The 18164-nt window shown below is 59.1% G+C and carries 12 protein-coding genes, 1 tRNA gene and 1 pseudogene; 13 read left to right on the plus strand and 1 reads right to left on the minus strand.

The window, feature by feature from the left end; genetic code table 11:
• The first annotated feature begins 758 nt into the window (after positions 1–758).
• The 10 genes and pseudogenes from JKL48_RS16650 (at position 759) to rplT (ending at position 15144) form a co-directional block, all read left to right on the plus strand.
• Positions 759–3494, plus strand: coding sequence for a DNA gyrase/topoisomerase IV subunit A (locus tag JKL48_RS16650; RefSeq protein ID WP_449555696.1), 2736 nt, complete (start codon positions 759–761; stop codon positions 3492–3494).
• 344 nt (positions 3495–3838) lie between these two features.
• On the plus strand, positions 3839–4591 hold the full coding sequence (locus JKL48_RS16655; protein ID WP_201984839.1) for a hypothetical protein: 753 nt from the start codon (positions 3839–3841) through the stop codon (positions 4589–4591).
• 287 nt (positions 4592–4878) lie between these two features.
• Entirely contained in the window at positions 4879–6504 is a 1626-nt protein-coding gene (locus JKL48_RS23605) for a T9SS type A sorting domain-containing protein (RefSeq protein ID WP_201984841.1), read from the plus strand.
• 79 nt (positions 6505–6583) lie between these two features.
• Positions 6584–9142 carry a T9SS type A sorting domain-containing protein gene (locus JKL48_RS16665; protein WP_201984848.1) on the plus strand — a complete coding sequence of 853 codons (2559 nt, stop codon included), beginning with the start codon at positions 6584–6586 and terminating at the stop codon, positions 9140–9142.
• Between the two features lie 217 nt (positions 9143–9359).
• A complete protein-coding gene (locus JKL48_RS16670) occupies positions 9360–10202 on the plus strand; it encodes a tetratricopeptide repeat protein (RefSeq protein ID WP_201984850.1) in 843 nt (280 codons plus the stop codon).
• Positions 10203–10220: 18 nt separating this feature from the next.
• Positions 10221–11396 (plus strand): tetratricopeptide repeat protein, encoded by a 1176-nt coding sequence (locus JKL48_RS16675; RefSeq protein ID WP_201984851.1) that lies wholly within the window; start codon positions 10221–10223, stop codon positions 11394–11396.
• Positions 11397–11521: 125 nt separating this feature from the next.
• Positions 11522–13456 (plus strand): threonine--tRNA ligase, encoded by a 1935-nt coding sequence (thrS, locus tag JKL48_RS16680; RefSeq protein WP_201984853.1) that lies wholly within the window; start codon positions 11522–11524, stop codon positions 13454–13456.
• A 261-nt stretch (positions 13457–13717) separates the two neighbouring features.
• Positions 13718–14275, plus strand: a pseudogene (gene infC, locus JKL48_RS16685) (translation initiation factor IF-3); the annotation flags it as partial.
• A 174-nt stretch (positions 14276–14449) separates the two neighbouring features.
• A complete protein-coding gene (gene rpmI / locus JKL48_RS16690) occupies positions 14450–14644 on the plus strand; it encodes a 50S ribosomal protein L35 (protein ID WP_046242504.1) in 195 nt (64 codons plus the stop codon).
• 155 nt (positions 14645–14799) lie between these two features.
• Positions 14800–15144 carry a 50S ribosomal protein L20 gene (rplT, locus tag JKL48_RS16695; RefSeq protein WP_201984855.1) on the plus strand — a complete coding sequence of 115 codons (345 nt, stop codon included), beginning with the start codon at positions 14800–14802 and terminating at the stop codon, positions 15142–15144.
• A gap of 198 nt (positions 15145–15342) precedes the next feature.
• Here rplT and JKL48_RS16700 read toward each other — a convergent pair.
• A tRNA-Met gene (locus tag JKL48_RS16700) sits at positions 15343–15416 on the minus strand.
• 137 nt (positions 15417–15553) lie between these two features.
• Between JKL48_RS16700 and JKL48_RS16705 the strand changes: the two genes are divergently transcribed.
• The 3 genes from JKL48_RS16705 to rpsO all read left to right on the plus strand — a co-directional run bounded on the left by JKL48_RS16705 (position 15554) and on the right by rpsO (position 17959).
• Entirely contained in the window at positions 15554–15961 is a 408-nt protein-coding gene (locus JKL48_RS16705) for an START-like domain-containing protein (protein WP_236668861.1), read from the plus strand.
• Positions 15962–16067: 106 nt separating this feature from the next.
• Positions 16068–17513, plus strand: coding sequence for an LptF/LptG family permease (locus tag JKL48_RS16710; RefSeq protein WP_201984856.1), 1446 nt, complete (start codon positions 16068–16070; stop codon positions 17511–17513).
• Between the two features lie 170 nt (positions 17514–17683).
• Positions 17684–17959 carry a 30S ribosomal protein S15 gene (gene rpsO / locus JKL48_RS16715; RefSeq protein ID WP_201984864.1) on the plus strand — a complete coding sequence of 92 codons (276 nt, stop codon included), beginning with the start codon at positions 17684–17686 and terminating at the stop codon, positions 17957–17959.
• Positions 17960–18164 lie beyond the last annotated feature (205 nt).

Consider the following 18164-nt stretch of genomic DNA (forward strand, 5'->3'; position numbering starts at 1 on the left):
TAGTGTTAGCAATGCTAGTGCCCAGCTTATCGAGAGCTGAAAAAAAAACTTCAAGACATATAAATTAATTGATTTATAATTAAATATATTTTATAAAAACCAAATTTTAGGGCCTACAAGACGTAAAAATTGATAGCTGATTCAATCAGCTATTTGGTGAAAACTAATTTTTATTGTACGTTTGATGCGTCGCCTAGGGGTAGACTAGTCGACACATTCCACGGAAAAGCCCGAGCCCTTGGCTCGGGCTTTTTTCGTGTTGGACTGTTCAACCCAATTGCTGCGCTTTGGCGGCGGGCTGTCTGGCAGAAATAGCTATCAAGATTAGCTTGTTTTGCAAAACTAAAACGCCTTATTTTGAGAAATAAACGCTGTTTGCTACTAGCCCGGCTGGAGTCGTTATTGGAAATAGGCTAATATTTTTGGGAACTTTCCAGCCGGGCTAAGAATTGTAATTTGTTGCGCTCCGCGCTGATTCCGGTATTTTTGACGGCAGTTTGCCGACCTCATTCGTTTCCCTCGTGGCTACTCTCGATACTCCAGCTCCTGACTCTTCCGACCAAAATTTTTTGCAGCCCGGCGATTCGGTGGATTTTGACCTTTCGGCCTTTTCTCCGGCCGCGGCGGCGGATGCCGAAACCCCGGCCGAATTTTCAGACGATGCGCCGCTCGACGCGGACGCCAGCGCTTCGTCGGCTGGAGCTGCCGATTTATTTGGCAGCCTCTCCGGCGATGCGCCAGAGGCAGAACCCGTGCTGGTGGAGGAAACCGAAGAGGAGCCCAAATTCGCCCCCGGCGAAACCATCCACGACGTGGCCACGGTGCGCGGCATGTACCAGAACTGGTTTCTGGACTACGCCAGCTATGTGATTCTGGAGCGGGCCGTGCCGGCTATCGAAGATGGCCTGAAGCCCGTGCAGCGCCGCATTCTGCACGCCATGAAAGAGATGGACGACGGCCGCTTCAACAAGGTGGCCAACGTCATCGGCCAGACCATGCAGTACCACCCGCACGGCGACGCCAGCATCGGCGACGCCATGGTGAACCTGGGCCAGAAAGACCTGCTCATCGAAACCCAGGGCAACTGGGGCGACGTGCGCACCGGCGACGGCGCCGCCGCCGCCCGCTACATTGAGGCCCGGCTGAGCAAGTTCGCGCTCGACGTGGTGTTCAACCCCGACACCACCGAGTGGCAGCTCAGCTACGACGGCCGCAAGCGCGAGCCCACCACGCTGCCCGTGAAATTTCCGCTGCTGCTGGCGCAGGGCGTGGAAGGCATTGCCGTGGGCCTGAGCACCAAGATTATGCCGCACAACTTCCGTGAGCTGTGCCGGGCCAGCATCGACGTGCTGCGAGGCCGCGAGGTGCAGCTGTTTCCGGACTTCTCGACCGGTGGCTTGTGCGACGTGAGCAACTACAACTCGGGCATGCGCGGCAGCAAAATCCGCCTGCGCGCCACCATCGAGAAGGTCGACAAAACCCTGCTCGTCATCCGCGACATTCCCTACGGCTCCACCACCACGGCGCTGATGGAAAGCATCGTGAAAGCGGCCGAGGCCAATAAAATCAAGATTAAGAAGGTGGTCGACAACACGGCGAAAGACGTGGAAATTCAGGTGCAGCTGCCCGCCGGTGTCTCGCCCGATTTGACCATGGACGCGCTGTACGCCTTCACCGATTGCGAAATCAGCATCTCGCCCAACACCTGCGTCATCATCGACGACAAGCCGCGCTTTATTGGCGTTGAGGACGTGTTGCGCCAGAGCACCAAAGCCACGGTGCGGCTGCTGGAGCGCGAGCTGGAAATCCGGCAGGACGAGCTGTGGGAAAAATGGCACAACGCGTCGCTGGAAAAGATTTTCATTGAAAACCGCATCTACCGCAAGATTGAGGAGTGCGAAACCTGGGAGGAAATTCTCGAAACCATTGACAAGGGCCTGAAAAAGTTTGTGCGCCTGGCCGGGGACAAAGCCCGCGCCGACGACCAGCGCATTGTGCTCCGCCGCCCGATTGAAGCGGACGACCTGATGCGCCTGACCGAAATCCGCATCAAGCGCATCTCGAAATTCGACGGTTTCAAGGCCGATGAGTACATCCAGCGCCTCGAAGCCGAGCTGGCCGAAGTGGCCGACCACTTGGCCAACCTCACCCGCTACGCCATCAGCTACTTCGAGGGCCTGCTGAAAAAGTACGGCGCGGGTCGCGAGCGCAAAACCCAGCTCCGCACCTTCGACGTAGTGACGGCCCAGAAAGTGGCCGTGGCCAACCAGAAGCTGTACGTGAACTACGCCGACGGCTTTGTGGGCTACGGCCTGAAAAAGGACGAAAACGCGGTGTTCATCTGCGACTGCTCCGACCTGGACGACATCATTGCCATCCGGCGCGACGGCACGTTCACGGTGTCGAAAATTGCCGAAAAGACCTTCGTGGGCAAAGACATTTTGCACGTCGGCGTCTACAACAAGAACGATGACCGGCTGGTGTACAACATGGTGTACCTCGACGGGGCCTCGGGCATCAGCTTTGCCAAGCGCTTCCTGGTATCGGGCATCACGCGCGACAAGGTGTACGACCTCACCAAAGGCACCAAGGGCACCAAAACGCTCTACCTCACGGCCAACCCGAACTCGGAATCGGAAATTGTGAGCATTCAGCTTTCCGACAAGGCTCCGGCGCGGGTGAAGCAGTTCGATTTTGATTTTGCCGAGCTGGCCATCAAAGGCAAGGGCTCGATGGGCAACATTGTGACCAAGCAGCCCATCAAGAAAATCACCCAGAAGGAGCGGGGCGACTCCACCCTGGGCGGGCGCGAAATGTTCTTCGATAGCGTGGTGGGCCGCCTCACCACTTCGGCCCACGGCCGCTACCTAGGGGCCTTCGATACTGACAATACGGTGCTGGTGGTGTACAAAGACGGCTCGTACGAGCTGAAGTCGCCCGACCCGGCGCTGCACTTCGATGTGCCCAACATCTTGATTCTGCGCAAGCTGGAGCCCGATACCGTGCTGAGCGCCGTGTATGTGGACGGCGATACCAAAATCCACTACGTGAAGCGCTTCAAAATCGAAACCAGCACGCTGGAAAAGCGCTTCACCTTCATTGCCGAAACCAAAGGCTCCAAGCTACTGGCCGTGACGGCCCACCCCGAGCCACTGGCGGAAGTGACCATTCAGCGCGACAAGAAAGCCGACAAGGAGAAGGAAAAAATTGCCCTGAGCGAGTTCATCGACGTGAAGGGCTGGAAGGCCATGGGCAACAAGCTCAACTTCTACAAAATCCACGCCCTGAGCTTGCTCACCGACGAAGGCCCCGAGCCCCAGCGCCGCGAGGTAGCCAAAAAGCGTGCGCTACTTCCCAAAAGTACCGAAACCGGTAGCGAAACGCCCGAAGTGCCCCGCCCTGAGCCTACCGGCCCCGTCGACGTGACCGATGCTGAGGTGGCCCAGGCCCGCGAGCTGCTCAAGCGCCCCAAGGCGCAGCTGGGCTTGTTCTAACGGTTGCCTTACGGACAGAAACGGCAAGCACCTCCCGCCGTTGATTAAAAAAATGACCCGCCGCGTATGCTACGCGGCGGGTCATTTTTTTAATCAACGGGTGAAACCGACCTTTTTTTAGTGAACTGCTGCATTGGTTGCTAAGCTTATGTGCCTGGCAATTAGTTGCATGATGTATGAGTTGTCTTTTAAAAATACAATAAAATAGGGGGGGGTAAATAGGTTAAGTTCTAGTCACAAATAGGCAGAGAACTTCCTTTTTTGTGGCCGCTAACTGGGTCAGTTTTGCCCTGTCGAAAGGGCGAAGCGCTTAACTTGGCGCCCGTCCTTTTTCCCCTATTGCCATGTCGTCGCGCCTTGCTATCACCCTTTGGTTTCACCTGCTGCTGGTCCTCGGGGCCCGCACGGCGGCTGCCCAGCCCACTGCCGCCGTGCCCGATACGGCCCGCGCCTATAAGCACCACCTGGGCCTGACGGCCAGCCCGCAGCTCGACCAGTTCTTCACCGCCAACCGCGCGCTGCCCATCGGCCTGCTCTACCGCCGCCAAACCCGTCCCAACCGGGCCTGGCGGGCGCGGGCGGTGGGGCGCTACCAGTTCGACAGCGGCGACGCGCCGTTGCTGGTTGGCCATGCGTACCGCGAACACACCGCGAGCCTGGAGCTGGCGTGGGGAAAGGAGCGGTGGCTGCCACTCAGCCGTCGGTTTACGGCCTACGCGGGCGGGGAGGTAGGCGGCCGGTTGGATTTGTACCGGAAGAACAGCGAATACTACCGCTTCCTGCCGAGGTTCAATCCAGGCTACCCTTCCTATGTAGAAAATGCGGTAGGTGAGCAACAGGAAAGCAGGATTACTCAAGCCGCTTTTATACAAGCATACGCTGGCATTCGCCTGAGAATTAGCCAACGGTTGTATGCAGAAGCAGAGACGGGACTGCCGGTCACCTTTTCCCACCAAAGGTGGAAGGTCGACGGCGTCGAATACTTCTTGAGCGACCGAAATCCCACGGGAGCCACAAATAAAGGCGATAACACATATTACTCCCTATCTGCTCAGTTTAGGCCAATCAGTCGGATTCACGTTTTCTTTCTCTTCTAACTCATTTGCTCACCTTTTACCAACGCTGAAAATGAAACACAAGCTCCTCTCCATATTTCTCTTATGTTTTCTGCTGGTCACAGGCAGTAATTCAGCGCAAGCGCAATTCGTCGGAACTTGGTCTGGCATTCCAGTGGGTGGCGTGTGTCCAGGCCAAACTACGACGTTGACCCTCACAGCACCTGCTACTATCACCGCCAACGATTTCCCTGTTTATACGGGGTGTTCCATTACGGCTGGCCCCACTTTCACGAGAACCTCTACCAATCACACTAACCATTACCTACGTGGCAGCACGCGACCAGGCGACCATTGAGATGGGACTCACCAACACGGCCAGCAATGGCACCGTTACCTATCCTCAAGCTCCAAAACTTACCATCGGCATCCGCAACGTGTTCGGCAAGCTTCCCCAGCAAGTTAACGGTGCTTCGAGTACCAACCTGCCATTTTGTGGAGGTGGGCAACCTTTTACCCTGGCAGTGCCCACGGAAGCTTTTGCCGGTACGGGCGAAATTATCAACGACTACATCTGGGCCATACCGCCCACCTACACCGTGCAGGGCGCCACCCGGTTAACGGATGCCTACTGGTCGAATGTTTCGGCTAATACCGGATATTGGTATTATCTGGGCGGCCGAAGCATCAGCGTCACGCCCCCGGTAGGCGGCGGGAACCAACGGATATACGTGCAGTTTTATAACCGTTTTTGCTACGAAACGACGGCTTATGGTAATCTGATTTCCGGGATGCTCAGTGCGCAGCAAAGCTTCGACTTCATCCGCGAGCCCACTGTCACCGTTTCCAACGTGCCGGCATCGGTTCCGTGTGGCAGCCAGACTGGTTTTACTCCATCGGCCATTTCCAGCCAGTCCGGGGCAACGTTTACGTACTCGGTACCGAGTGGAAGCAGCTGGTCCGTCACTACCGCAAAGGGTGTGCTTTATGTGGTGCCTAGCGGTTCCAACGGCACCACGCTGACCATTACGCCCACCTGTAACTGCGGGGGCACTTCTTACTCCGGCACGCCCAAGACGGTTCAAATTACCTTGGGCCCCCAAGCCACTCCGGTGTTTACGGTTCCGGTACTGGAATTGTGCCCCGGCTACTCGCAAACGGTCGGGGTTTCCCAAGTGCCGGGTGCCACCAGCTACACGTTTAGCGGCATTTCGGCCCCGCTTACCATGGTACAAGCAAATACATACAATAATTTTGTGACCATTACGGCTCCGTCCAACTTAGCCGGTGGCGTTGCCCAAACCTTACACGTAGTAGCGAATAGCGGCTATGGCTGTGCGGCAACTTCCGCCGACTTGCCCGTGAAAGCTGGCTACGGCAGTTCAGCACTCACGGTATTTCCAGACCCAACCATGGTAGGGTCACGGCCGACGGTGTGCGGCAAAAGCTGGCTGGATTTCAGGCTGGAAGAGAGCCAGGCAATTGGCACTAGCACTGACATGCAGTGGACCGCGAATAATTGTACCATTATGACCGATACGGTGCGCGGAACCGCCCGGGAGATTACCGTCGAGGCTCCGCTTTCAGGCACCTTTTCAGTTTCGCTGCGGTTCCGCGACGGCTGCGGCGAATACCACGTTCCCCTCTATGCCAATTCGAGCTACAACACGTCGCTGTTTGCGGCCACCAGCATCAATGGAAATCCCTGCTCGGTGCCCAACCAGCCTCGCCCAACGGTCTACCCGAACCCAGCCGCCAGCAGCATCACGCTTGAGCACTTGTACGGCTCGGTGCGGCTATACAATGCGCAAGGCATAGTAGTGTGGCAGGCGCAGGTGTCGGCAAATACCGCTACCAGAATTGACACGCATAGCTTGCCAAATGGGCTGTATTATGTAGCCGGCAGCGATGCTGCCGGCCAACTCGTTCGGCAGACTCTTCAGATTCGGCAGTAGCCAGTTTGGCAGCGGTTCATATTTTCAGCCTGCGGATGCTTCTTTGAGGGGCATCCGCAGGTTAATTTTCCATCTACCTATGAAAGCAATTCATCTTTTTGTGCTGGTTGCCTGGCTGCTTCCGGTGCTCCCGGCTGCCGCCCAAACCAGCCCCACCCTCGACCCCAGCTTTCCGGTAGTTGGCATTTATCAGCCCACTATTGCCGAGGTCGCTCTGCAGCTCAGCAGCGGCGCACGGGTAGTGGCGGGAAGGTTTGACCGGGCCGGGGGGCAGCTCTACAGCCCCGCCTACGGCAGCAGTCTGGTGCGCTACCTGCCCGGTGGTGCGCCCGATGCCGTGTTCAATGCCACCGTGGCGGCTGGCCGCTTCTCGGTGCAAACCCTGGCCGAAGCCAGCAATGGCAAGCTCCTGCTGGGGCTAGCCGGCGCTGCCACGCTGGGTGGGCAGCCGGTGGCGGCGCTGGTGCAGCTCAACGCCGATGGCACCCGCGACGCGGCCTTTGCCAATCCGGCGCCGGGCATCGATGGTTTCGTGAGCCGCCTGCTGGTGCAGCCCGATGGAAAAATTCTGGTGGGCGGCAACCTGGCGTTTCTCCCGCAAACTCCGGTGCCCGGCCTGGCTCGTCTCAACGCCGATGGAACCCCGGATGCCACCTTCCAGGCCCAGCTCAGCACCGGCCGGATTGCGGACGTAAGCGGCCTGGCGCGGCAGGCCGACGGCAAGCTGTTGGTGGCTGCCTACGTGGTGCTGCCGGGCAGCAGCACCGGCGAGTATCAATTGGTGCGCCTGCTGGCCAATGGCGCCCAGGACCCCACGTTTCAGCCCGTGCTCACGGCTGGCGTCATCCTCAGCGACGTGGCCGTGCAACCCGACGGGCAGGTGCTGGTATCGGCGGCCGGCGGCCAGCCGGTGCGGCCGGGCAGCCCGGCGGGGCTGGCCCGGCTGAGTGCCACCGGGGCGCCCGATGCCACGTTTGCGCCCGACCCGGCCTTGTTTGTGCCCCGGCTGGCCGGTTTGCCGCTACTGGCAGTGCAGCCCGATGGCCGCATTTTGCTAGGGCATTGGCCGGCCAACCTGCCCGCCGGTCAGGCCCCGGTGGCCCGGCTGCTGGCTTCGGGAGCCTTCGACCCCGCCTGGAGCACCCCGCAGGTACCCGCCGATGCCCTCCTGCCCCGGCTCAACAGCCTGCAGGTGCTACCCAATGGCCAGCTATTGGTGGCCGGCACCCTGCAGCGCCTGGGCGATGCCAACGGGCTGGAGCGTGGGGCGGCGCTGCTCGGCAGTACTGGCCAGCCCGATGGGAGCTTCCTGCCGGTGCTGCAGCAAAACGGGGTGGTGCGCGACGTAGCCCAGCAGCCCGATGGCCGGCTGGTGGCAGTGGGTACCTTTAATGAAGTGGGCGATGCGCCGGCGCGGGGCATTGTGCGGTTTCAGTTGGATGGTAGCGTGGACACGGCATTCAGCCGGCGCGCCCGGCTCGGGGGCGGTTTTGCCACCCGCGTGCTGGTGCAGCCCGATGCTTCGGTGGTGGTGGGCGGCGACTTTGTGGCCGTGGGCGGCGTGGCCCAAGCAGCGGTGGTGCGCCTGCTGCCCGGCGGTACGCCCGATGCGGCGTTTCCGTCGCCGCTGGCCAGCGGGGCCAGCGTGACGGAAATGGCCCGGCAGCCCGATGGCCAGCTGCTGCTGGCGGGCAACTTGCGGCGGCCGTCCCCTGCCACGCCCGCGGGCTTTCTGCGCGTAAACGGGACGGGGGGCCTTGATGCTACCTTCCTGCCGCCGGCTGGGGTGACTCCGCTCGCACTGTTGGTGCAGCCGGACGGTGCCATTGTGGTAGGGAGCACGGCCACCGGCCGGCAAGTGCTGCGGCTGCTGCCCAGCGGCGCCCAGGACCCGGCATTCGCCTCGCCCACGCTGGGAGCGCCCAGCATTGGCGCGGCGGCAGTGCGCGCCTTGAGCCGCCAGCCCGATGGCCGGCTGCTGGTGGCCGGCAGCTTTGTGCAGGCCGGTGCGGTGAATACTGCCCAGGTGGCCCGGCTCTTGCCCAACGGCACCCCCGATGCCACCTTTGCCACGCAGCTGTTGCAGCCAAGCGGCCGGGCCACGGCCGTAGTGGTGCAGCCCAATGGACGGGTGCTGGTGGGCGGAACAACGGCGCTACCCAATTCGGCGGCTGCGCCTTCGCTCTTCCGCCTGCTGCCGGACGGCAGTACCGACCCCGACTTTGACAGCAACCGCGGCCCCGATTTGGGCCGGAACCAACTGGGCACTGTGCGGGTGCTCGTGCAGGCAAATGGAGCCATCGTGGCTGCTGGCGGCTTTGCTACCGTGAGTGGGCTGCCCGTTGTGGCGCTTACGCGCTTGCTCGATGCGAATGTGCTGGCCAGCCATCGGACCGAAGCTGGGCATGAAGTGCAAGCGTGGCCAGTGCCTGCCCACGGACTCCTGCACGTGGCGGTGGGAGCCGGCCCGCCGGCCCGTATCTGCTTACTCAACGTGCTGGGTCAAGTTGTTTTTACGCAGAAAATCCCCGTCAATAACGTATCTATTGCTACTAATTCCCTTCCACCGGGCACGTATCTGGTGCGGGTGGAGTACGCTGGCGTGGCCCCGATACTGAGGCGCGTGGTGCTGGAATAAACGTGCCGGGCCGCAGTACGGCTCTGCTGAGAAACTGCTTGCCTGATAAGTGGTCGCACAAATTATCTGGCTAACTTTGCACGATTTAGCGTGTGATGCAGTGGCTTACCGGGAGAAAACAATTAAGGCATTGGGAGGGATGCTGCTCTGGGTACTGACGTGGACGCTTTGCCTCGCCCAAGGGCCGCCAAAGGTGCATGCGCTAAAGCCCGGAATAGTGCCTGCCATCCAGCCGCCCGACCCGCCAGCGGTGCGCATTAAGCTGTTTCAGGCCGCCAGCCTGGCGAATAGTTTCAAGGATTCCGAGGCCTTGGCCATGTACCAGGACATTCTCAAGACTGTCCCAACGCACTATCTGGCGCTGTGGCAGTCCACGGTGCTCAGCGTGAAAATCGGCAGCCGCTATTCCGACGAGACGCGGAAAGCCGCCTATTTTAACGCAGCCCGCCAGTACGCCGACCGCGCCCTGCTGCTGCGGCCCGAAGGCGGCGAAAGCAACTACGCCGCGGCCCTGGCCCTCTTTCATCAGGCCACGCTTTACCGCGCCGGAGCCCGGCTGGCGGCATTCCGCGACTTGCGCTCCCACGTTTATCTGGCCACGGAGCGCCGGCCGGATTTGCCCGAAGCCTGGCAGCTGCGCGGCCGCTGGCAGTACCGCGTGGCGCACTATAATTTGCTCGAACGCCTCTACAGCAAGCTCGTTTTGGGCGGCGTGCCCGACGGCGGCGACAGCAAGGAAGCCATGGCCGACCTGGAAAAAGCCCACGACCTAGCCCCGCAAAACCTGCAATTCTGCTACGACCTGGCCCGAATGTACTTCTACCAGGGCCGCCGCCGGCGTGCCATTGCCATCCTGTATGAAGCCGAGAAGCTGCCGCTCATCACCAGCGAAGACCTGGTGGTGAGTCGGTTGTGCCGCAAGATGCTGCCGCCGCTTTTGCGTGCCGATGCCCGCCGCCAGAAGCGCCGGGCTCGCGCAGGCAAAGCTCCGAAACCTTCCATCCTCGTCCGGCCGGATGCCAGCAAATTGCCGGCCGATTCGGCCAGCCGCCGGCCCTAGCAGCTAGCTTTGCATGGCATGAAAAGGCATTTTCCGATTTCCGTGCAGCTGTTGTGGCGGTGGGCCTTGCCTGCTGCCGGTTGTGTGGTGGCCGCCTGCCAGAGCGCGCCAACCGAGCAGCCCGATACCCTCGTAAACCTCGCGACGGTGCAAAGCGGCCCCCGCGTGCAGGCCGATGAGCTGAACGGTGCCATTGCCCGCGAACCCCGCAACACCGCTTTGTTGGCCCGCCGCGCTGGCCTGCGGCTGGCGGCGGGCCAGCCCCGTGCGGCGCTTTCCGATGTAGACGCCGCCCTGGAAATTGATGATTCCGACGGCAGCCTCTACTTTCTGCAAGCCCGTGCCTACCGGGCCATGGGCCAGCTGGCCAATGCGCTCACGGCCGCCCGTCAGGCGGCCGAGCACGGCTTTTCCGGTCCGGAGCTGCCCTTGCTGCTGGGCGAAACCCACCTCGCGGCCCGCAACTACGCCGCCGCCCTCGACAACCTCGACCGTACCCTCCGCCTCGACCCTGACCAGCCGGCCGCCTTGTTCTACAAAGGGCTTGCCTACGCTGCCACTGCCGACACCAGCACCGCGGTGCAATACCTGCAGGACGCCCTGGCCCGTGACCCGCGCGAGCCGGAAATCCTGCACCAATTGGCCTTTTTGTTGAATGCCTGGCGCATCCCCGCCGAAGCGGCTCGCTACGCGGCCCAAGGCATGCGGCTCGACACCACTTCCGGCCTGCTGCGCTACGACTACGGCCGCCAGCTGGAGCTCCAGGGCCGGCCTGATAGCGCCCTGTGGTATTACCGCCGGGCTTTAGCCCTCGATACCACCGTGTACCGCGCCGATTACCGGCTTGGCCTCGCCGCCGCTAAGATGCATCAGCCCGCCGCAGTTATTCAGCACCTGGGCCGTGCCCTGCGGCGAAACCCGCGCCTGCCCGAGGCCCGAAGCCTCCTCGCGGAAGCACTGGAAACCCAAAACCGCTTGCCCGAAGCGCTGGCTCACTACCGCCAGCTGGTAGCCGAAAACCCCGGCAATCCGCATTGGACGTTTAAGGTCTGGAAGCTGAACGAGCGGGTACAGGCCTCGCTGCCCGATAGCCTGCGGACGGCTACCCCGCGCTATTACTACCGCCGCCCGGCCCCGCCCACCCGTCCTCAGCCGATTGCGCCGCTGCCTTCGCGCGCCCCCAGCGCTAACTAGGCCTTCCCTCTGGCCCTCAGAAGGGGATTTGAACGACAATTCTTCAATTCTTCTTCTTTATTCCTCATGAAGCAACGCGTAACTTGCGCCCCGCTTTGCCGCTTCGGCAACCTTTTTCGTTTATTATGCTCAATATCACGCTCCCCGACGGCTCGCTTCGCCAGCTTCCCGACGGCGCCAGCGGCTACGACCTCGCCGCCAGCATTTCCGAAGGCCTCGCCCGCAACGCCTTGGCCGTTTCGGTCAACGGTGAAGTCCGGGACCTGCACCGCCCACTCCCTGACAACGCGCAGGTGAGCATCCTCACCTGGAACGACACCGCCGGCAAATCTACCTACTGGCATTCCTCGGCCCACCTCATGGCCGAAGCCCTGGAAGCACTGTATCCTGGCGTGAAGCTGGCCATCGGCCCGGCCATCGAAAACGGTTTTTACTACGATGTGGACCTCGGCGAAGGCCGTAGCATCAGCAGCGAAGACTTCTCGGAAATTGAGAAGAAGATGCTGGAGCTGGCCAAAAACAAAAGCCAGTACATCCGCAAAGAAGTTTCGAAAGCCGACGCCATTGCCTACTTCACCGAGAAGCAGGACCCCTACAAGCTGGAGCTGCTCGAAAACCTCGAAGACGGCAACATTACTTTCTACACGCAGGGTGGCTTCACCGACCTCTGCCGTGGCCCGCATATCCCCGATACCGGTACCATCAAGGCGGCCAAGCTGATGAACGTGGCCGGCGCCTACTGGCGCGGCGACGAGAAGAACAAGCAGCTCACACGCCTCTACGGCATCACTTTTCCCAAAGCCAAGGACCTCGCTGAGTACCTCGAACGCCTCGAAGAAGCCAAGCGCCGCGACCACCGCAAGCTCGGCAAAGAGCTGAAGCTGTTCGCTTTCTCGGAGAAAGTAGGAGCGGGGCTGCCCCTGTGGCTGCCCAAAGGCACCGCCCTACGCGAGCGCCTCGAGCAGTTCCTGCGCAAGGCCCAGGTGAAGGCTGGTTACTCGCCCGTCGTCACGCCCCATATCGGCGCCAAAGAGCTCTACGTGACCAGCGGCCACTACGAAAAGTACGGCGCCGACTCGTTTCAGCCCATCAAAACGCCCAACCCCGGCGAGGAATTCTTCCTCAAGCCGATGAACTGCCCGCACCACTGCGAAATTTACAAAACCGAGCCCCGCAGCTACCGCGACCTGCCCGTGCGCCTGGCCGAATTTGGCACCGTGTACCGTTACGAGCAGTCAGGCGAGCTGCACGGCCTGACGCGCGTGCGCGGCTTCACGCAGGACGACGCCCACATCTTCTGCCGCCCCGACCAGGTGAAGGAAGAATTTATGAAGGTGATTGACATCGTGCTCTACGTGCTCAAGGCCCTTGATTTCCCCGACTTCACGGCCCAGATTTCGCTGCGCGACCCCGAGAACAAAACCAAGTACATCGGTTCCGACGAAAACTGGGTGAAGGCCGAAACCGCCATCCAGGAAGCGGCCCTCGAAAAAGGCCTGAATACCGTCACCGAGTACGGCGAAGCGGCTTTCTACGGTCCCAAGCTCGACTTCATGGTGCGCGACGCCATTGGCCGCCGCTGGCAGCTAGGCACTATCCAGGTCGACTACAACCTGCCCGAGCGCTTCGACCTCGAATACACCGCTGCCGATAACTCCAAGCAGCGTCCGGTGATGATTCACCGCGCGCCATTCGGCTCACTTGAGCGCTTCGTGGCCGTGCTCATCGAGCACTGCGGCGGCAACTTCCCGCTCTGGCTCACGCCCGAGCAGTTCATCGTGCTGCCCATCTCCGACAAGTACAGCGACTACGCCTACCAGGTGAAAGCCCAGTTGGAGCAACACGACCTGCGCGGCACCGTGGATGGCCGCGATGAGCGCATCGGCCGCAAAATCCGCGACGCTGAAATGGGCAAAATTCCCTATTTGCTGGTGGTAGGGGAGAAGGAGGCCCAGGATAACATCATCTCCGTCCGCAAGCACGGCGAGGGCGACCTCGGCTCCATGCCGCTCGAAGCCTTTGTGAAAAGCGTACAAAGCCAGATGGTGGAGGCAATGTAGTCTCGTCTAAGTGTATAGAAGGTCATGCTGAGCGAAGTCGAAGCATCTCGCGTGCTGTAGTAACTATTTACTATTACAGTAGAGATGCTTCGACAAGCTCAGCATGACGTTCTTTTTTGAGCGACTCGCAAATTCCTTCAATCATCGGCTTGGCTTTCCAATTATAAATGCCGATATTTGCCCCCTGATAGCCAGGCCTTACCCGGCCTGAATCGCCTAAATTCTCATTCCCCGCCACTTTTTTAGCAGGAGGACCAAACCATAGCAGCCCCGAACCGTCGGTACGTGCCCCGCCAGCAGGTGGAAGAGCCGTTCAAAATCAATCAAAAAATCACGGCCCGCGAAGTGCGCCTGGTTGGTGATAACGTCGAGCAAGGCGTGTATCCCATCGACCAGGCCCGCAAAATGGCGCAGGACCAGAACCTCGACCTTGTCGAGATTTCTCCTACCGCTACGCCGCCCGTTTGCCGCGTCATCGACTACTCGAAATTTAAGTACGAGCAGAAGAAGAAAACCCGCGAGCTGAAGGCCAAGCAGACCAAGGTCGTGTTGAAGGAAATCCGTTTCGGACCCAACACCGACGAGCACGACTTCGCCTTTAAAGTGAAGCACGCCCAGGAGTTTCTGCGCGAAGGCGCGAAAATCAAGAGCTATGTGCACTTCGTTGGCCGCAGCATCGTCTTCAAGGAGCGGGGCGAAATCCTGCTGCTCAAGTTTGCCCAGGCCCTTGAGGACCTGGCCAAAGTGGAGCAACTGCCTAAACTGGAAGGTAAGCGCATGTTCCTCTACCTCGCGCCCAAAGCAGCCGCCGTTGTAAAGCCGGCTGCCAAGCCGGCCGCAGCGTCTGAAGCCAAACCCGAGAAAAAAGCCTCCAAAGCTGACGCGGCCTCTGCCGACGCCGCCGAATAGATTTTACCCGGTTGCGGATGGCTTCCCGACCCCCGGTCAGTGAGCAATCAACAATCAACAACCAACCCTCCAACAACCACTACAATGCCGAAAGTAAAGACGAAATCCGGTGCTAAGAAGCGCTTTGCGCTCACCGGAACGGGCAAGGTGAAGCGGAAGCACGCCTTCAAATCGCACATTCTCACGAAGAAGACGACCAAGCAAAAGCGCGGCCTGACCCACACCGGCCTCGTGAGCAGCGCCGACATGAACCGCGTGCGTCAGATGCTCAACATCTGATTCGTTGTTAGTTGCTCGTTGTCAGCTGCTAGATTTTTTCTATTGCTGTCATTCGAGGCTAACAACTGACAACCAACAACTAACAACCAAATAATCACCAGGCTTCCGGCCCTAAGACTTAAACCCGTCGCCGGCTGCCAAAAACTCTCAAGGTTATGCCAAGAAGTGTCAACCACGTGGCCTCGCGCCACCGCCGTAAGAAAATCATGCGTTTGGCGAAAGGCTACTATGGCCGTCGCAAAAACGTGTGGACCGTAGCCAAGAACGCCGTTGAAAAAGGCCTTCTCTACGCTTACCGCGACCGTAAAGTAAAGAAGCGCGAGTTCCGCGCTCTCTGGATTCAGCGCATCAACGCCGGCGCTCGCGAGCACGGCCTGTCGTACTCGCAGCTGATGGGCGGCCTGAAAAAGGCTGGCATCGAGCTCAACCGCAAAGTGCTGGCCGACTTGGCGCTGAACAACCCTGCGGCCTTCAAAGGCATCGTGGAGAAGGTAAAATAATTGCCCCTGCGCGCTCATACCCAAGAAAACGCTGGCCCCTGGGTTCGGCGTTTTCTTGTTTTGAGCCCTCACTGATTAGCTTGGCGTGCCAGCCTTTGCCCCGAGCTGCACACCTTTGGGGCTTTATGCAATCCGTTTGCGCAAAGCAAGGTCAAACAAAAAAACCGCTCCAGCGCAGTGCTGAAACGGTTTCCGACGTAGCGGGAGGCGGGCTCGAACCGCCGACCTCAGGGTTATGAATCCTGTGCTCTAACCAGCTGAGCTACCCCGCCGGGTTTTTGTGGGTGCAAAGGTAGCACGACTTTCGGCCCCAAAGCAAGCTCAAAAGCCAAATAACACGACTTTTCTCCCGTATTCTGCCTGCGCTTTCTGAATTTTTGCGCTCGCTTTCTTGTCCATTCGTATGGCTTTGCCTGATACTCAAACCAAAACGCGCTTCGTGGTGGAATTTCCCATCAACGCTTCGCCCAAAATTCTCTTTCCCTATCTGGCCACGGCTTCGGGCCTGACGCAGTGGTTCTGCGACGATGTGCGCTACGTGGAAGGACAACGCCTCAATTTTATTTGGGACCACGAAAACCATTACGCCGAAATTTCAGGGCAACGCCTCAACCGGGCGGTGCGGTTTGTGTTTCTTGACGAGCAACGCCAGCCGGTCGTTGATGCGAATTTCCTGGAGTTTACTTTGGATTCTTCCCAAGTGACGGATGAAGTGTATCTGCGGGTGGTCGATTATTCGGCGGGGCACGATGCCGCCGAGCAGCACGAAATGTGGGAAGGACTTGTGGGCAAGCTGCGGGAGCAGGTAGGCGGCTAATGATGCCGCGGCGGGCAATGGCTTTGCGCAGGCGCCGGTACTTTTCTGCCGGATTCTGCGTTGGAGCGCTGGCCCAGCCGTGCTTCGCCACAACGCACTGTTTTTTATGCTCAAAAAGCTCGACAAACTCATCCTGAAGGCCTTTGCCGGGCCTTTTCTGCTCACGTTTGCGGTGGTGCAATTCATTTTGCTCACGCACACCTTGCTCAAGTACCTCGACGATATCATCGGCAAGGACCTGGGTGCCGACGTTTTGCTGAAGCTTTTGTTCTACTTCAGTGTGCTGATTGTGCCGGTTTCGCTGCCGCTGGCCGTGTTGCTGTCCTCGCTCATGACGTATGGTAACCTTGGGGAACACCACGAGCTGACAGCCATTAAAGCCTCGGGCATTGCCCTGACGCGGATTTTGCGGCCGGTGCTGCTGCTTACTGCCGCATTGGCTATCGGCGCGTTCTGGTTCAACGAAACCATTGTGCCCAAGGCTAATCTGAATGCCTATAGCCTGCTGTGGGACGTGCGGCAGCAAAAGCTGGCGCTCGATATCCGCGAAGGAGTATTCTACAGCGGCATTCCCGGCTACACCATCAAAGTCGACAAGAAAACCGGTAAGAATGGTGACCGGCTGCACGGGGTGATGATTTACGACCACACCCAAAAATCCGGCAATGCTACCGTCATGCTGGCCGATTCGGGGCGCATGTTTACCCGCAATGGCGGCGGATATTTGTGCCTGGAACTTTTCCACGGGCACAACTACGTGGAGCAACCCGATGCCCAGGACCGCGCCGGGGCCAGTTTCATCCGTCAAGGGTTTGACCACAACATTATCACCTTTTCGTTGGCATCGTTTGACTTGGGCCATACCAAAAAGGAGTTGTTTTCAACAAACCGGATGATGCTGAATATTCCGCAACTGCATCATTCGACCGATTCGGTCCAGAAAAAACTGCACACCGAGCAACTGATGCTGCCCCGGCAGATGAATTCTTACTACACCTTCGTGCGGTTTGATTCCACCAACCGCGCCGCAAACCACAAGGCCGAAGCCCTGCAGGTGGCAGCTTCTCGGTTGGCACCACCCTCGGCTACCATTATTCAGCAGGCAATTAGCCGGGCCAGCAACCTGCGTTCATTTGCCAATTCGACTACGGAGCGCCTGACCGATTTGGCGAAGAATTCGGCGCTGTTTCGGATTGAGATTTACCGCAAATACTCGCAATCGGTGGCGGTGCTGCTCATGTTTCTTATTGGCGCGCCGCTGGGTTCTATTATTAAAAAAGGGGGCTTGGGCGTTCCCATTCTCATTTCCATTCTCTTTTTTATCGTCTATTACGTGCTCAGCATCATGGGCGAAAAGTATGGACGCGAGTTCGTGATGCCCGTTGGGATAGGCATGTGGATGTCGAACTTGGTATTGCTGCCGGCGGGCTTGTTTTTCCTATACCAGGCCTACAACGACTCTGGCTTGCTCGAACTGGACTTTTGGCGGCGCTTGCTGGCCCGCTTTGGCCTCACGGGGCTGCGCAAGGCTCCGAAAGCGACAAGTGAATAAGCCCCGCAACCTACTTGCGTGATGGATGAAAGCAGACAAATGAAAAATGCCGGCAACGCGCTTTTATCCTGTTTTTAAATTGCGTACCTTTGCGGCACCCCAAGGTGTGGGGCAACAAATCAACATTTTTTACCAATCAAAATCTAAGACGGGGTAACACCTATCAACCGATGAAACTGACCACCGAAGCAAAGCAGGAAATTTTTGAAAAGAATAGCCTGCAAAAAGTAAAAACCGACACTGGCTCGGCCGAGGCGCAGATTGCCCTCTTCACCCACCGCATCACCCACCTGACGGAGCACCTCAAGGTGAACAAGAAGGACCACAGCACCCGCTTGGGCCTGCTGAAGCTGGTAGGTAAGCGCCGCAGCATGTTGGATTACCTGCAGCACCGCGAAATCAACCGCTACCGCGCCATCATCAAGGAGCTGGGCATCCGCAAGTAAGTCCAGAATCTGAGAGTAGGGAGCCTTCCAACGAAGGTTCCCTACTCTTTTTTTGTTCGGGTTGGTTTGGCTCCGAGGCCAGCTTTTGATAGTTGTTAGTTTTTGGTTGTCAGTTGTCAGTACGTTCTCGAAAAACTGACAACCGACAACGAGCAACTGACAACTAACTATCCATCGGCGCACTGCTGTTGTATTTAATTATGAG

It is taken from the genome of Hymenobacter rubidus, from assembly GCF_016734815.1.
In the GTDB taxonomy this organism is placed as follows: domain Bacteria; phylum Bacteroidota; class Bacteroidia; order Cytophagales; family Hymenobacteraceae; genus Hymenobacter; species Hymenobacter rubidus.

Coding starts and splice junctions, on each gene's coding strand:
- thrS (WP_201984853.1), top strand. CDS start 11,522: ATGCTCAATATCACGCTCCCCGACGGCTCGCTTCGCCAGCTTCCCGAC.
- rpsO (WP_201984864.1), top strand. CDS start 17,684: ATGAAACTGACCACCGAAGCAAAGCAGGAAATTTTTGAAAAGAATAGC.
- JKL48_RS16675 (WP_201984851.1), top strand. CDS start 10,221: ATGAAAAGGCATTTTCCGATTTCCGTGCAGCTGTTGTGGCGGTGGGCC.
- JKL48_RS16655 (WP_201984839.1), top strand. CDS start 3,839: ATGTCGTCGCGCCTTGCTATCACCCTTTGGTTTCACCTGCTGCTGGTC.
- JKL48_RS16665 (WP_201984848.1), top strand. CDS start 6,584: ATGAAAGCAATTCATCTTTTTGTGCTGGTTGCCTGGCTGCTTCCGGTG.
- JKL48_RS16710 (WP_201984856.1), top strand. CDS start 16,068: ATGCTCAAAAAGCTCGACAAACTCATCCTGAAGGCCTTTGCCGGGCCT.
- rplT (WP_201984855.1), top strand. CDS start 14,800: ATGCCAAGAAGTGTCAACCACGTGGCCTCGCGCCACCGCCGTAAGAAA.
- rpmI (WP_046242504.1), top strand. CDS start 14,450: ATGCCGAAAGTAAAGACGAAATCCGGTGCTAAGAAGCGCTTTGCGCTC.